Source organism: Flavobacteriales bacterium (assembly GCA_016716605.1).
Taxonomy (GTDB): domain Bacteria; phylum Bacteroidota; class Bacteroidia; order Flavobacteriales_F; family PHOS-HE28; genus PHOS-HE28.
The window spans coordinates 41,028-55,108 of sequence record JADJWA010000001.1 but is presented as its reverse complement, the minus strand read 5'-3'; the positions used below and the strand labels follow the sequence as shown (position 1 = coordinate 55,108).

At 62.1% G+C, this 14,081-nt stretch carries 15 protein-coding genes; 7 read left to right on the top strand and 8 right to left on the bottom strand.

The window, feature by feature from the left end:
* The first annotated feature begins 3 nt into the window (after positions 1-3).
* The 4 genes from IPM12_00265 to IPM12_00250 all read left to right on the top strand — a co-directional run bounded on the left by IPM12_00265 (position 4) and on the right by IPM12_00250 (position 5,961).
* On the top strand, positions 4-3,270 hold the full coding sequence (locus IPM12_00265; protein ID MBK9146232.1) for a M36 family metallopeptidase: 3,267 nt from the start codon (positions 4-6) through the stop codon (positions 3,268-3,270).
* Positions 3,271-3,337: 67 nt separating this feature from the next.
* Positions 3,338-3,883, top strand: a complete 546-nt coding sequence (locus IPM12_00260; GenBank protein MBK9146231.1) for a DUF1599 domain-containing protein — start codon at positions 3,338-3,340, stop codon at positions 3,881-3,883.
* Between the two features lie 43 nt (positions 3,884-3,926).
* Positions 3,927-4,343, top strand: a complete 417-nt coding sequence (locus tag IPM12_00255; GenBank protein ID MBK9146230.1) for a hypothetical protein — start codon at positions 3,927-3,929, stop codon at positions 4,341-4,343.
* A gap of 205 nt (positions 4,344-4,548) precedes the next feature.
* Positions 4,549-5,961 (top strand): MBL fold metallo-hydrolase, encoded by a 1,413-nt coding sequence (locus IPM12_00250; protein ID MBK9146229.1) that lies wholly within the window; start codon positions 4,549-4,551, stop codon positions 5,959-5,961.
* 131 nt (positions 5,962-6,092) lie between these two features.
* Here IPM12_00250 and IPM12_00245 read toward each other — a convergent pair whose 3' ends face one another.
* Positions 6,093-6,875 carry a DUF2490 domain-containing protein gene (locus IPM12_00245; GenBank protein MBK9146228.1) on the bottom strand — a complete coding sequence of 261 codons (783 nt, stop codon included), beginning with the start codon at positions 6,873-6,875 and terminating at the stop codon, positions 6,093-6,095.
* Positions 6,876-6,924: 49 nt separating this feature from the next.
* Here IPM12_00245 and IPM12_00240 point away from each other — a divergent pair, with 49 nt between their 5' ends.
* Positions 6,925-7,365: a 6-carboxytetrahydropterin synthase gene (locus IPM12_00240; GenBank protein ID MBK9146227.1), complete on the top strand. Its 441-nt coding sequence runs from the start codon at positions 6,925-6,927 to the stop codon at positions 7,363-7,365.
* Positions 7,366-7,479: 114 nt separating this feature from the next.
* Positions 7,480-8,220, top strand: coding sequence for a sulfite exporter TauE/SafE family protein (locus IPM12_00235; protein MBK9146226.1), 741 nt, complete (start codon positions 7,480-7,482; stop codon positions 8,218-8,220).
* Positions 8,221-8,306: 86 nt separating this feature from the next.
* Here IPM12_00235 and IPM12_00230 read toward each other — a convergent pair whose 3' ends face one another.
* From IPM12_00230 to IPM12_00210, 5 genes are all read right to left on the bottom strand, one after another.
* On the bottom strand, positions 8,307-9,158 hold the full coding sequence (locus IPM12_00230; GenBank protein ID MBK9146225.1) for a ChaN family lipoprotein: 852 nt from the start codon (positions 9,156-9,158) through the stop codon (positions 8,307-8,309).
* Between the two features lie 50 nt (positions 9,159-9,208).
* Positions 9,209-9,553, bottom strand: a complete 345-nt coding sequence (locus IPM12_00225) for a ribose-5-phosphate isomerase (protein ID MBK9146224.1) — start codon at positions 9,551-9,553, stop codon at positions 9,209-9,211.
* Positions 9,554-9,882: 329 nt separating this feature from the next.
* Complete coding sequence (locus IPM12_00220) at positions 9,883-10,650, bottom strand: sulfite exporter TauE/SafE family protein (protein ID MBK9146223.1); 768 nt, start codon at positions 10,648-10,650, stop codon at positions 9,883-9,885.
* A gap of 15 nt (positions 10,651-10,665) precedes the next feature.
* Positions 10,666-11,028 (bottom strand): DinB family protein, encoded by a 363-nt coding sequence (locus IPM12_00215; GenBank protein ID MBK9146222.1) that lies wholly within the window; start codon positions 11,026-11,028, stop codon positions 10,666-10,668.
* Positions 11,012-11,590 (bottom strand): hypothetical protein, encoded by a 579-nt coding sequence (locus IPM12_00210; GenBank protein MBK9146221.1) that lies wholly within the window; start codon positions 11,588-11,590, stop codon positions 11,012-11,014. The genes IPM12_00215 and IPM12_00210 overlap by 17 nt, the downstream gene beginning before the upstream one ends.
* 408 nt (positions 11,591-11,998) lie before the next feature.
* Here IPM12_00210 and IPM12_00205 point away from each other — a divergent pair, with 408 nt between their 5' ends.
* Positions 11,999-12,808 (top strand): hypothetical protein, encoded by an 810-nt coding sequence (locus tag IPM12_00205; GenBank protein MBK9146220.1) that lies wholly within the window; start codon positions 11,999-12,001, stop codon positions 12,806-12,808.
* A 345-nt stretch (positions 12,809-13,153) separates the two neighbouring features.
* On the opposite strand, the gene IPM12_00200 is transcribed toward IPM12_00205, so the two are convergent.
* Positions 13,154-13,558, bottom strand: coding sequence for a clan AA aspartic protease (locus IPM12_00200; protein MBK9146219.1), 405 nt, complete (start codon positions 13,556-13,558; stop codon positions 13,154-13,156).
* Between the two features lie 197 nt (positions 13,559-13,755).
* Positions 13,756-14,040, bottom strand: coding sequence for a DUF2024 family protein (locus IPM12_00195; GenBank protein ID MBK9146218.1), 285 nt, complete (start codon positions 14,038-14,040; stop codon positions 13,756-13,758).
* Positions 14,041-14,081: the final 41 nt, after the last annotated feature.

Genomic DNA, 14,081 nt, shown 5'->3' with positions numbered 1-14,081 from the left:
CCCATGCAACGGCGCCTCATTCCTTTCATAGCCCTGCTTCTTTGTGCGACCTTGGCTGGAGCGCAGCACCATGACGGCGCGATCCGCGCGTACCTGCTTGAGCATGCCGATAAGCTGGGCCTCACCGGGACCGACGCGCAGCATTGGCGGATCACCGACCAGCCCTCTTCCAAAGCGCCGGGTGTATCCATCGTGCATGTGAACCAGATGGTGAATGGCCTCGACGTGCACAACGCGATCATCACCTGCGCGCTGCGCGAAGGCCGAGTGGTGCACATCGCGGGCCGATTCGTGCGCGATGCCGCCGCCTTGGCGGGCCCTTCGGAACCAGCGCTGAGCGCTCCGTTGGCGCTTCGTGCTGCCGCCGACGCGATGGATCTTGACCTCGATCGGGAGCCGGTCGTGCTTCACGCGCTGCCAGGCGGGATCCTGGAGCTCTCGCCCTCCGGCATCGCGCATGAACCCATCCGCGCAAGGTTGATCTATCAGCCTGTTGACGATGGAAGGCTGCGGCTGGCCTGGGAGCTCACCATCCGTTCACGGAAGAGCGCGAGCTGGTGGAACCTTGCGTTGGATGCAAGCACGGGCGGCTTGTTGCGCGTGACCGATTACACGGTGCAATGCCAGTTCCCGGAAACGGAGCATCGGCACCATGAGCGTGCCGGGGAGGCCTGCGATGCAGCGGCGCCTCGATCATTGCCCGGAACATCGGGTTACCGCGTATTCGATTCGCCCGTGGAGAGCCCGAACCACGGCCTTCGCACGCTGGTGATCGACCCTGCGGATCCCATCGCATCGCCCTATGGCTGGCACGATGTGAATGGCGTTGCAGGTGCGGAATTCACCACCACCCGCGGCAACAACGTGCGCGCGTACGAGGATGCCGACGACGATGACCAGCCCGGATACAGCCCCGAGGGCGGCGCCACCCTCACCTTCGATTTCCCGCTGAACCTGGGCTTGGCGCCCGCGGGGAACCAGGATGCGGCGATCACCAACCTGTTCTACTGGAACAACCTGATGCACGATGTGTGGCAGCGTTACGGCTTCGATGAGCAGAGCGGCAACTTCCAGCAGACCAATTACAGCGGTGCGGGTTCTGGCGGCGACCACGTGCTGGCTGAGGCGCAGGACGGCGGTGGGACCAACAACGCCAACTTCTCGTCACCGCCTGAGGGAAGCAACGGCCGCATGCAGATGTACAACTGGACGGCGGGATCCCCCGACCGCGATGGCTCCTTCGACAACGGCGTGGTGGCGCATGAATACGGGCACGGCATCTCGATCCGGCTCACCGGCGGGGGCAGCAACTCCAGCTGCCTCAGCAACGATGAGCAGATGGGTGAGGGCTGGAGCGATTGGTTCGGCCTGATGCTCACCATGGAGCCGGGCGATCAGGCCGCCGACGGCCGCGGCATGGCCACCTACGCCTCCGGCGAGGCCATCACCGGCGTAGGCATCCGCCCGGCACGCTACTCCACCTCCTTCGCCGTGAACAACTACACTTACGGCGCCACCAATAACTCCTCGCTCTCTGAGCCGCATGGCGTGGGCTTCGTGTGGGCCACCATGCTCTGGGACCTCACATGGGCACTGGTCGATGCGTACGGTTTCGACCCGGACCTGTACACGGGCAGTGGCGGCAACAACATCGCGATGCAGCTGGTGATCGAGGCCCTGAAGCTGCAGCCATGCAGCCCCGGCTTCGTCGATGGGCGCGATGCGATCCTCGCGGCCGATGAGCTCCTGTACGCCGGCGCGAACCGCTGCCTCATCTGGCAGGCCTTCGCCACGCGCGGCCTGGGCTTCAGTGCGGATCAGGGCAGCAGCACCTCGCGCTTCGACCAAACGGAGGCCTTCGATCTGCCGAACAGCTGCTTGATCGCCACCGAGCCGCCATCCGCAGCGTTCTCGTTCACGATACTCTCCGCGTGCAACGGCACGGTCTCCTTCACCGATGCCTCAACGGATATCCCGCAAGGGTGGGCATGGGATTTCGGCGATGGCGGCACATCCACGGAGGAGGACCCGAGCCATACTTACGCGACCAGTGGCACCTATACCGTAACGCTCACGGTCACCAACAACATCGGGTCAGACACCCAGTCGATGCTGGTCACCGTCGACCTGCCCGAGCCGCCCATCGCTGATGACATCACCGTGTGCTATGGCACCCCAGGAACGCTTACGGCCAGCGCCGATGACGAAGCGGTCTGGTATGATGCGCAGGACGAGCCGATCGGCAGCGGCGACCCCTTTGTCACGGCGCCGTTGAACAGCACGAGCACCTTCTTCGTGCGCAACGAGATCGCTTCCGCGCCGGTCAACGTTGGGCCCTTGAACAACGCGATCGGCACCGGCGGGCAGCATGGCAACGCCTTCATCGGCACGGTGAACTTCACCGCTTTCCAGCCCTTGACTTTGGTTTCCGCTTGGGTCGAAGCCGCCACGGCGGGCGTACGGACGATCAGCCTTTGGTACGGCGTGAATGGCACCAGTGGCGCGCCGATCCAGACCATCCAGGTGAACGTTCCTGTTGGCCAGGGCCGCATCGATCTGGGCTTCCATGTGCCAGCTCCGGGCGTGTACAGCGTGGGGGGCAGCAACATGAACCTCTACCGTAACAACGCGGGCGCGGTGTATCCATACATCCAGCCCGGCCTCATTTCGCTCACCGGTTCCTCTTCAACCACCGGAAACGGATTCTACTACTACCTCTATGACCTGGAAGTGGTGGCCGATCCCTGCCGCAGTTCACCGGTTGAGGTGACCGCGTTCGTGGTTCCCGGCGCCAACTTCACATATGCGGCCAACGGCAGCACCCTCAGCTTCAGCGAAGCCTCCGGGGGCGCCAGCAGCTGGCTCTGGGATTTCGGTGATGGCACCACCTCAACAGAACAGAACCCGGTGCATACGTTCGCTGGCGCAGGGCCTTACACCATCACGCTCACGGTTGATGGCGGTGCCTGCAGCTCCACGCAGGTCTGGGAGCTGGGCGTTGGGGTCGAAGAGGCTGGATCGGGATCCGCCTTCGGGATAGTGCCCAATCCGACGGCAGACGTGCTGAGCCTCACCTTCGGGGAAGGTTCCCTGGGCGCGGCAACCGTTGATCTGTTCGATGCGGCTGGCCGGTGCGTGCTCACCAGGGCGCTGAGCCGTGGTGCGCCACGCGTGCAGCTCGATGTATCCGCGCTGGCCCCCGGCACCTATCAGGTGCTACTGCGCACGGAACAGCTCGCCACACGACGCTCGGTGGTGGTGGCGCGCTGAGTTGGGCATGGAGCGCACGCGTGGCTGAGGAATGACGGCGGAAGCGGGGACCTACCTTCGGCCGCCGATGGAACGCACGCTGGAGCAATACGACGCCATCATTCATGAATGCCTCGACCTCTTTGCGAAGAAGGCGAAGGACTACGGCACGGCCTGGCGCATCCTGCGGGTGCCCTCACTCACGGACCAGATCCTGATCAAGGCCCAGCGCATCCGCACCCTGCAGCAGGTGGGGGAGAGCAAGGTGGGCGAAGGGATAAGGCCGGAACTCGTGGGCATCATCAACTACGCGGCCATGGCCCTGGTGCAATTGGAGCTTGGCGTGGTGGAGGCACCGGACCTCGATGCCAAGGCCGCTGCTGATCAAGTGCTCCGGCAGCAACAGCATGCGCGCGACCTGATGACCCGCAAGAACCACGATTACGGTGAGGCCTGGCGGAGCATGCGCGTGAGCTCACTCGTGGACCTCATCCTGATGAAGCTCCTACGGATCAAGAGCATCGAGGACAATCAAGGGGCGACCTTGGTGAGTGAGGGAATCGACGCCAACTTCCTCGACATCATCAACTACGCGGTATTCGCCATGATCCAATTGGACGAGGCGCAGGGCTGAGGCCTCGCATTTCGCCTACTTTCGCACCACACAAACAGACACCATGCGCATCCTCCTCAGCATCCTTGCCCTGGCCTTCATCACGGCCACGGCCACAGCTCAAGACGCCAGCACCAAGAAAGAACGCAAGGCCAAGAAGACCGAGGCCGTTGCAGTAACACCCGACGGGGCCGCCCCGAAAGCCGCCTGTTGCGCGGGCAAAGCCAGCGCGAATAAGGCGGGCTGCCACGACAAGGGCGAAGCGAAGACGGCTGAGGCAATCGCACCCGAAACCGTAGGCGCTGCATCGCTCGAAGCTGCCCCTGCGGCCGAGACCGTTGCCCCCGAGGGCCATGCGAAAGGCGCCGCCTGCTGCGCTGGCAAGGCAAAAGGCGACAAAGCGGCTTGCTCCGGCAAGGCCGAAGCGCATACCCACGATGTGAAGGTCGAGGAAGCCCCGGCAGCGGCACCTAACCAGTAGTGGATCCCTTGCTTGAAGGCCCGGCCCGGATCGTCCCGGAGCCGGGCCTTCGCTTTACTGGCCGGTGATGCAAGTCACATAGGGCGTCTGTCGCTGATGATCGTCAGCGAAGCGGGTCCACGGCTAGGGGAGTTTTGCGTTCCAGCAGGATTGGGCCAATGCGACCCTCAGCGTTCCATCAACCCTCAACCCCCACCCAACGACCATGAAGCTCCAGCAAATCTACACCGGCTGCATCGCGCATGCGGCGTATTACCTTGAGAGCAATGGCGAAGCGGCCATCTTCGACCCGCTGCGCGAAGTGCAACCCTACATCGATCGCGCAAAGGCCGATGGCGCTGCGGTCAAGTATGTGTTCGAAACGCACTTCCATGCCGACTTCGTGAGCGGCCACCTCGACCTGGCGAAGAAGACCGGGGCCACCATCGTTTACGGCCCAACGGCGAAGCCCGGCTTCCCGGCGCATGTGGCCGCCGATGGTGAGATGTTCATCGTGGGCAAGGCGAAGGTGAAGGCCATCCATACCCCAGGGCACACCATGGAGAGCACCACCTACCTGGTGATTGATGAAGAAGGCAAGGAGCACGGCATCATCACCGGCGACACGCTCTTCATCGGCGATGTTGGCCGCCCTGATCTGGCGCAGCACGTGATCGCCGACCTCACCGAGGAGAAGCTGGCGGGACATCTCTTCGATTCGCTCCGGAACAAGATCATGCCCTTGAGCGACGACCTGATCGTGTACCCTAATCATGGCGCCGGCAGCGCGTGCGGGAAGATGATGAGCAAGGAGACCACCGATACGCTTGGCAATCAGAAGCGCACCAACTATGCGCTCGATCCGGATCTCACGAAAGAGGAATTCATCAAGCAGCTGCTCACGGGCCTCACCGCGCCTCCGGGCTATTTCCCGAAGAACGTGCTCATGAACATCCAGGGTTACGAGAGCCTCGATACCATCATGGAGCGTGGGAAGAAGGCCTACGCGTCCGATGAGTTCGAGGTAGTGGCAAACGAGGAGCGTCCCTTGGTGCTCGATACCCGCCCGGCCGGGGAGTTCGCCAAGGGGTTCATCCCCAACAGCATCAACATCGGGCTCGACAGCAACTTCGCCATGTGGGTGGGCGAGATGATCACGGACATCAAGCAAGCGATCCTGCTGGTGACCGAACCGGGAAGGGAGGAAGAGAGCATCATCCGCCTGAGCCGCGTGGGTTACGACAACGCCATCGGCTACCTGAAGGGCGGGTTCGAGGCATGGCGATCGGCGGGCAAGGAGGTGGACAGGGTGGATCGCATTGATGCGAAGGAGTTCGCGAAGCGCAATGCGGGTAAGCCGATAGTCATCGATGTGCGCAAGAAGAGCGAGTTCGATAGCGAACATGTGCTCGACGCCATCAATGTGCCGCTGAACCAGATCAATCAGCACCTGGCGCAATTCCCGAAGGACAAGCCCTTCATCCTGCACTGCGCGGGCGGCTACCGCAGCATGATCGCAGCGAGCATCCTCAAGGCGCGGGGCTGGGACAACTTCGTTGATGTGGAAGGCGGATTCAACGCCATCAAGGAGACCGATGTGAAGCGCACCGAGTACGTGTGCCCGACGACGATGCTGTGATTCGGAACCAGGAGCCATTGGGGGCGCCCTTCCGGAAGGAGGAGCGTTCTCGATTCCTGGTTCGTCACGCCGGGCCGGCCCGGCATCGCAGCCGGAAGTCAGGGGACCAATGCCGGCAGGACGTTTCGAAGTCAAGGCGTCGATGCCTTCGAGTTGCGCAGGTCGAGGTTGCACACGAGCGCGATGTGCACGGTGCTGTTGAGCTCGATGAGGTCCACCCCGCTCGCAGCGCCGGGCCGCTGGATGCTCTGGTACAGGTAGCCGGCCAGGATGCTCACGGGCTTGTTCATCTGATAGCCCAGCAGCGCCGATATCCGGTTCTGCTGGATGAAATCGAGTCGTTGGCTATCACCGAAATTCAGGAAGACCTCATCGTAGAACTGCGCACTGAACACGCCGGGTTCCACCTTGTCGTGGCCAAGCGGCACAGTGAGCCAAGCACGATAGCGGAAGCGGCTCTGGTAGGTGTAGCTGTCGAATTCCCCAACGGAGGCATCGTCATCGGCGGGCTTCAGCTTCGCGATGAATCGCTCTTCCATGCGGAACCGATGCTGCAGCCGTGCACGGCCGATGGCATGCCCGCTGAGCTGCACTTGCTGGTATAGATGATGCTCCCAGTTCTGGTACTTGATCGGGTGCGCGCCGTACGCGTAGTTGAAGTAGTAGCTGTAGCCCTGCGTGAGCAGCACCTGGTCGTTCAGATGGAAGTTGATGGCGGGGCGCAGGAGCAGCTGCTGCCGATCCTGGCCCAGCTTGGCACGCCGCCAATGCCCTTCGGTGTGGAAGCCCCAGCGCTCGCTGATGCGATGATCGCCCCAGTGCGAGGCCCAGAGGTGCGCTTGGGCCGAGGTCACTCGCTGGGTGAAAGCGGTGCAGCCGGTGAGCATGGCAATGACGCAGATGACCGAACGCATGCTCTGCGAAGAAACAACCACAAGACGCCAGTGCCGATCTTCGCCGCCCATGAGCCTCACCCGCAACGTCCGCGTCACCAAGCGCTTCGCCTTCGAGATGGCCCATGCCCTGCGCTGTCACGATGGCCAGTGCGCCAACATCCACGGCCACAGCTACGTGCTGGACATCACCATCGAAGGCACGCCGGCCAACGCGCCCGGGCATCCCAAGGACGGCATGGTCATCGACTTCGCCGACCTGAAGCGGATGGTGAAGCCCATCGTGGACCGCTATGACCATGCCCTATTCCTGCACGATCGGGAGAAGGGATCGGTGGACCTGTCGAATGCACTCTTCGGACGGGTGATCTTCACCTCATTTCAACCCACTTGCGAGAACATCCTGCTCGCGATCGTGGAGGACTTAGCACCGAAGATGCCCGTTGAGGTGAGGCTGTGCGCTGCACGACTGCAGGAGACGGCCACGAGCTGGGCGGAGTGGGAAGGATGAGAGAGCAGGATTCCGAATGCAGAACCGAAGAAGCAGAATGGCATGAGTCCGATGTGACCGTAGGTCCGTCATTGAACTTTTGGCATTCTACCTATTGCATTCTACATTCTCCGGATGGATCCCCACTTCCTTGCCCTGGTGCTCTTCTTCGGCATCGCTGTCCTGTACAGCAGTGTAGGCCACGCCGGAGCAAGCGGTTATCTGGCGGTGATGGCGCTGCTCTCCTTCGCGCCGGAAACGATCAAGCCCACCTCGCTGGTGCTGAACATCGCCGTGGCGAGCATCGCGAGTTGGCGCTACTTGCGTGCCGGCCGATTTGATGCGGAGGTGTTCCTGCCCTTGATCATTGTTGCCATGCCCATGGCCTATTTCGGCGGGGCCTTGCAATTGCCCGCGCTCTGGTTCGCGCGTGGTGCGGGTGTGTTCCTCGTGCTCTCCGCATTCCTCATGGCGTGGCGCGCTTGTCAATTCGGCGAAGGCAAGGAGCCTCGTGCGTTGCCCCCCTGGCTCGGCACCGTGATCGGTGCGCCCGTCGGTTTCCTCTCAGGCATCATCGGCGTGGGTGGCGGCATCTTCCTCTCACCGATCCTGATCGCAGGCCGTTGGGCGGCCGTGCGGCAGGTCAGCGGCATTGCCGCGCTCTTCATCCTGATCAACTCCATCGCTGGCCTCTTCGGATCGCGCATGGCAGGGGCCGTCTTCGACCCTTTCCTCTTGTATTGGTTGTTGGCCGTGATCACCGGTGGCGCGCTGGGATCAGCGCTCGGCTCATCGCGCTTCGGTACGCGAGCCATTCTTGTGGTGCTCGTGGCCGTGTTGCTGATGGCAGGGGTGAAGATGCTATTGGCGGTGTAGGTTCGTCGGCGCTGGAGTGGCCGTGCCTGGCATGTGCAGGCAATAAGCAGCGTGACGCTAGCTGCTCGCACACCTTCGGTTGCACTTCAATAACTCCCTGGCACTGCCGCATCCACGCATAGAATGACATCGGCCTTGCCGAGGTGCTCCGCATCGAGCGTCTTCAATTGCCCTTGGGTCACGGTAGCGATGGTGAACTGCCGCAAATCGGATCGTGCGCGGCGCAAGTACCATCCGATGCCCTCGTGGTAATCGCTGTGGTACGAGCCATTGAAATGCAGGAAGCGCGCGCCGGCCTTCGCATGCTGCGCGATGAAGTGCGCCATGGTGGCATCCTTCAGCGCTTGGGCCATCACCATTTGGGCCGTGCCATGTCCTTCCATCATCTCCAGCATGGCCACATAACGCGGTAGCGTAGGGTCGAAGGCGATGGGCAACGGGGCCATGAATACGCGTTCCGCTGCGGCCATCGTATCGAGCGCTGCGAAGCCGCCCTTGTTCACCGCGCGTGCGTAGCGCCGGGGCACGTTGCACGCGATGAAGGGCAGGCCCCTCTCCTTCGCGAAGTCCACCAGCGGAGCGTAATCGGTACGATGGTTCTTCCACAGCCGCGCGAGCGTGTCGAGGCCCGCCTGATCGACCTCGCCGTGCAGGTAACGGTCCAGCGCCGATTGGTCGTCGGCCTCGATCATCTCAGCGCCCATCACCAGTGGTCCGCGCGCTGCGAGGTCGCGCGCCATCACCAGCTGCAGCCAGTGCGCGATGGAGTTGTTGTGGAGCTCGCCGAAGAGGACCACATCGGCGGCGGCCGCTTTCGCGAGCATGCGCTTGTGCGAGAGCGGCTTGCCTTTCGCATCGAAGAGCGCGTAGGCCGGCAGCACCTGCGCGTGCGCCGTGTGCAGGAAAATGAGAAGCAGGATCGTGACCAGTTGGCGCATGTGGTGAAGGAACGGATTGTCGTGCTTCTTTGGGTGGCGGCGAGGATTCCTCAGTTCGTCCACACCGCGTAACCCTTGCTGCGAAGCTCTTGCGCAAGGCCTTTTTCCACTTCCAGCGCCTCTGCCCGGCTCAGGGGGCCGATATCCCGGTAAAGACTCGGTCGCAGATAGCGCCCGTACTTCTGCACGATGCTGCTGCTGAGCTTGTGCCCTTTCTTGCTCAGCGCGCCGGTCTTGTGCTGTGCGAGGCGCTCCTGCGGCGTCTTGCTCGTCATGCCCACATACACGCATTCCAGCACGCCGTTGTATTGCGGATTGGCTTCGCGGAACCTGCGGTCCTCGGTGAAGACCTTGCGGGCAAGCTCGATGACGTAGACGGTGTAGGCGGTGGGCATGGGCGAGCCGGTGACGAAACACAGGCTGGGGTTGTAAAGGTCGTGCTTGGCCCGGCAGTGGCCGTTGGTCACGCTGATGCATCCTCACTGCATCAACCAGCACTCATGGGCCAGTTGATCAACCTGCACATGCGCAGGAGAATAGTGCTTCGTCGGTAGAGATCCGACCGCTACTTCCCGATGCGGGGGTGAAGTAGCGGTTTCCTCATGGCCTTCCTTGAGTTCGCCACGATGACCAGGCAATTGAACCAGGTCCTGAATCTCAGCGACGGGATGATTGACCGGGAACCCATCAAGGAAGCCCGTTGACGCACCGGATACAGGGCGTTTCAAATAGTGCCCGAAGCCAGTAGCCCCGCGATCGCGAGGATCAACACCCCCACGGTGAGCTGCACGCCATGGAAGGTCACCTTGGGAATCAGCTTGCGGCCCCACCACGCGCCGATGAAGGCCGCAATCGTCGCCGCGAGCAGCAAAGGCCATTGTTCACGCGCCATGGAGAGCGTGTCGCCGCGCGCATAGGTGGGCAGCCGGGTGAAATCCACGAGGCAGGCGATGGCTACGCCCGTTGCGATGAACGCTTCCTTGGCTAAGCCGCTGCGCAAGAGGAAGAGGCTGCGCAACGCTCCTTGATGACCACTGAGCCCGCCGAAGAATCCGCTGACCACTCCGCCGGGCACCATCCAGGTCGATGGCAGCGAGAGCTTGTTCAAGCGCTTGGATATTTCAAGGAGCCCGAAGATGAGCATGAGCGCGGCGATGACGAGGTCGAGCGGATCAACCGGATGCAGCACGCCATGATAGAGCGGCTCGCGCGTGCCGAGCAGGACCATGAACCGTGCACCGAGGTAGGCTCCAACGATGCCCGGCACGCCGAAGCGCAGTACCGTGGTCCAGTGGATGTCCTTCCACAGCAGCCCCAGCTTGAAGAGGTTATTGAGCAAGTGCACCACGGCCGTGAGCCCGATGGCCACTTCCAGCGGAAAGAAGAACGCGAAGACCGGCAGCAGCAAGGTGCCCAGACCGAAGCCGCTGATGAGCGTGATCAGCGAGGCGACGATCGCTACGGCGGGGATGAGCAGAAAGGAGGCGTCCATTCTCGGAGCCCAATACTAACCCGTCCCGTATTTCATCGCTATCCCGATCTGCCCTGCGTGGTAGGCCGTGTGCGTCACGATCCTGCCCAGCGCCTCGGCCTTGGTCTTCCGACCGAACTCCTTTGTCTCGATCACCTTATCCCAGCCGGCATCGGGCGTGGCCTCGATGGCGCGACGTAGCGTGTCGGAGCTCTCCTGCACGTAAGCTTTCAACGCAGCGAGGTCTGTCCACTCGCCGGTGTCGTGCCCCGTGGCCACGGTGCTGGCACGCGCGTGCACCCCTTCCAGCCCGAACACATTCTTGGCGAAGAGCAGCTCCACCTCGACGATGTGCCGCACGAGGAAGCCGAACCCGCGTTCATCAATGCGGGTTCGCAGGCCCCAGCAGCAGCACGCGCTCTTTCTTCACCGGCGGTGACCAGGTGAGGCCGAAACGCTCAACGTATCTCTCCAGCGGTTCAAGTCCCGCGGCGGCGCGGCGTTCGTTCACGTGCTCCTCATCCGCGATGGGTTTCACGAAGCCCTTGCCGTCCTTCCAGCCGATTTGCGATCCGTAGATCTGGGGACGGCCATGGTTCACGGCTACGCGGTCCTCGAGCATGGCCAGCTGGTCGGGCTTCGCATCGCCACGTTCCACGGCTTCGCGCATCACCTCGAGGTACCTGGCCTGCAGGTCCGGACGAGCATCCGCGTGCTGGATCACCAGGAAGAGCGCGGAGTTGGCCTTGTGGCCGATGGCATCCTCACCCAACCAGCCCGCGCTATCAATGATGGCCTTCACGCGAATGAGGTTCAGGCTATCCTGCATCACCATGTGCGCGATCACGCTGTCCTTTTCCGCGCCCGGGATGTAGTGGTGCACGTTGTTCCGGTCGCGCTGATCGAGGTCGTGGATGCGTTCCAGTTCCGAGCGGAGTGCGATCGTCGAACGTGAATGCAATCCGGCGTCCTGACCGAAAGAACAAAGGGCGCTAGCCAAGTGGATGGAGGCTAAAAGCATTCGCATCGGAGCAGGTATGCTGGTATATGCGAAAGTAGCACGGCAGGTCCGCTGAATTCCGGGAGATGGGGTGCGCACAAGTCACTTGACGGAGGTGCCTTGGTGCCTTTGCCGTAGCACGAAAACATCGAGTTACGCTGAATCAACTGTGCATCACGGGGGATTGAAGCAACGGCGCGGTGCCGTCACTGGATCTGACAGTGTGATCCTGGTTGTCGTAAGGGGCGCTGCAATGAGCCGTTCCCTGCGCAGCAAGCACCGGATTCCGAGCGGTGAACCGACCGTCACTCATGAGAGCAACGGCGATTCCGGCGATCAGGTCAATCGAAGCAAACCTGATCATCTGCCATGAGAACATTGCTACTCTTTTCCGCGCTTTCCGTAAGCGGTTGCGCGGTCGATGCCCAATGGTGCATGCCCACCACGGCCATCCCTTACGGGCCCAACATGCCCGGCATCACCCAGTTCAGCTGCAATTCGATCTCGCGAGTGAGCGCGGACATCGAGAACTACCCTTCGAACAGTTACGTGAATACCGGCCTGACGACAACGCTCGTCCGGGGGATGAGCTACCCGATCACCATGGGCTTCACGATTGATGCGCTGATCAGCCCTCACATGAATCTCCGCATCTGGATTGATTTCAATCACGATGGACAGTTGGACGATGCAGGCGAGACGCTCTTGAGCGTCGATCATGTGGCTGGACCGACGCATGCGGGGCAGATCACTATTCCAGCGAATGCAATGACCGGCCCAACGCGGATGCGGGTCACGGCCAAGATGTGCAGTCATGGTGGCCACACCGTGCCCACGCCGTGCGACTACCCGGTTGATCCGCTGGGCTACCATGGGGAAATCGAGGACTATACGGTGAATATCGCGGATGCCGTCGGGATCGAGGAGCAGGCACTGCTATCACGATTGGCGCTGGTGCCTGAGGCGGATGAGGTGAGCTTCTTGTTCACCCTGCTCGTACCGGGTGAGGTGCGGTTGGAACTCCTGGATGCCGCCGGCCGGGTGCTCCATGCAGGCAGCACCGTATCCATGCATCAAGGCGATCACCGTGCGCGCCTTCCTTTCAAAGCGGCACAGGGGGCATACTTCGGGCGGATCTGGCTCAATGGCGAGCCGTACACGATTCGCATGGCGCGCTGAGGTCTTTTTTCAGGTCGGTCCGGGGGTAGTGCTCTTAGCTTCTCGATGACCGCGGCCCGCATTTCCGACTTCACAGGTTCGCGAATGCCGTAGCGGTCAACGTTGGGCACTTTGGTTCATGGACCAGCTTGAAGGTGCATTCCCTCACTGCCATTCCAGCGTGCCCCCGCACAACCACCACGTTCTCCTGAAACCCAGGTCACGCAGTACTTGTGCGGCCTGCGCAGAACGCCCGCCTCCATTCGCGCACACGGTGACGTTCCGCTCTTTCGATGGGCGCATCCAACTGGTGCTTGAGTACCTCGATCTGTCGCAAGGATGCCCGAAGGCACCTGCTCGTTCGGCTCAGGACCGATGTGAAGGTCGCACGCCCATGGCCACGCTCGAGGCCACGTTCGGGCTGTCCGGGTTCACATCGATGGTGCGGGTCTTGGGGATCACCACCAGGTCCATGTCCTCCATGGGAATGGCACTCATCAACACCTGATCACCGAGGATCAAGGCGCCCGCGAAGCCGGTCCTGTTCTTGAACCGGATCTCGATGGGACCCACATACGGCACCAGCTTCCGGCTGCCATCCGCCAAGGTCACTTCCTTCTGGTCGATGGCTTCCAGCTTCAGATGTATCTGAACATGCTCGGGGATGCAGAGGTGTACGGCCCCGGTATCCACCAAGGCGTGCACGGGAACAGGCTCCAGCTCCGGCAATCGCGGGTTCTTCAGGAAGAGTTGGCCGTTCACGAGTCCCATGCCACTGAGCTACGGCGTTGGGATAGTATGACCATCGGGGCGCATGATCCAACAGCCTCTGGTGATGCGGACAGCGTTGATGTGATGCGTGGTTCGTTTCTCGAGTTCACCGCCAACCCACCGCCCCACCGCAAAGCCACCACGTCTTTCCATAACCCATGTCGCGCAACACCTGCGCCCCTTGGGGGACCAATGACTCAGTCACAGTTGTCCATCTCCAGGATGAAGTAGCCTTGGCTTTGGATCTCGGCCTCCCACTGGGGCAGTAGGGCGCGCACGTGACAGAAGCGGCACTCCCTCGCGGTGAGCGGCTGTCCGCCTTCACCCTTCCTGTCCAGGTAGGCTCGGCCATAGCCATGGATAATAGTCGTGTCGCGCTGGCCGCTCGGTGCGATGATGTCGAAGTGCATCACCCGGCCATCCTTGCGGGTGACATAGGTGTCCCATACGGCCACTTCGGCCGCTTTCGTCTGTTCGTTCATGGTGTTGCGTTGTTGGGCCTGCATGGTGATCGCGATCAGGA

Bases quoted from the DNA above. Each gene is read 5' to 3' on its own strand.
- IPM12_00265 (MBK9146232.1), top strand. From the start codon at position 4: ATGCAACGGCGCCTCATTCCTTTCATAGCCCTGCTTCTTTGTGCGACC.
- IPM12_00260 (MBK9146231.1), top strand. From the start codon at position 3,338: ATGGAACGCACGCTGGAGCAATACGACGCCATCATTCATGAATGCCTC.
- IPM12_00255 (MBK9146230.1), top strand. From the start codon at position 3,927: ATGCGCATCCTCCTCAGCATCCTTGCCCTGGCCTTCATCACGGCCACG.
- IPM12_00250 (MBK9146229.1), top strand. From the start codon at position 4,549: ATGAAGCTCCAGCAAATCTACACCGGCTGCATCGCGCATGCGGCGTAT.
- IPM12_00245 (MBK9146228.1), bottom strand. From the start codon at position 6,875: ATGCGTTCGGTCATCTGCGTCATTGCCATGCTCACCGGCTGCACCGCT.
- IPM12_00240 (MBK9146227.1), top strand. From the start codon at position 6,925: ATGAGCCTCACCCGCAACGTCCGCGTCACCAAGCGCTTCGCCTTCGAG.
- IPM12_00235 (MBK9146226.1), top strand. From the start codon at position 7,480: ATGGATCCCCACTTCCTTGCCCTGGTGCTCTTCTTCGGCATCGCTGTC.
- IPM12_00230 (MBK9146225.1), bottom strand. From the start codon at position 9,158: ATGCGCCAACTGGTCACGATCCTGCTTCTCATTTTCCTGCACACGGCG.
- IPM12_00225 (MBK9146224.1), bottom strand. From the start codon at position 9,553: ATGCCCACCGCCTACACCGTCTACGTCATCGAGCTTGCCCGCAAGGTC.
- IPM12_00220 (MBK9146223.1), bottom strand. From the start codon at position 10,650: ATGGACGCCTCCTTTCTGCTCATCCCCGCCGTAGCGATCGTCGCCTCG.
- IPM12_00205 (MBK9146220.1), top strand. From the start codon at position 11,999: ATGAGAACATTGCTACTCTTTTCCGCGCTTTCCGTAAGCGGTTGCGCG.
- IPM12_00200 (MBK9146219.1), bottom strand. From the start codon at position 13,558: ATGGGACTCGTGAACGGCCAACTCTTCCTGAAGAACCCGCGATTGCCG.
- IPM12_00195 (MBK9146218.1), bottom strand. From the start codon at position 14,040: ATGAACGAACAGACGAAAGCGGCCGAAGTGGCCGTATGGGACACCTAT.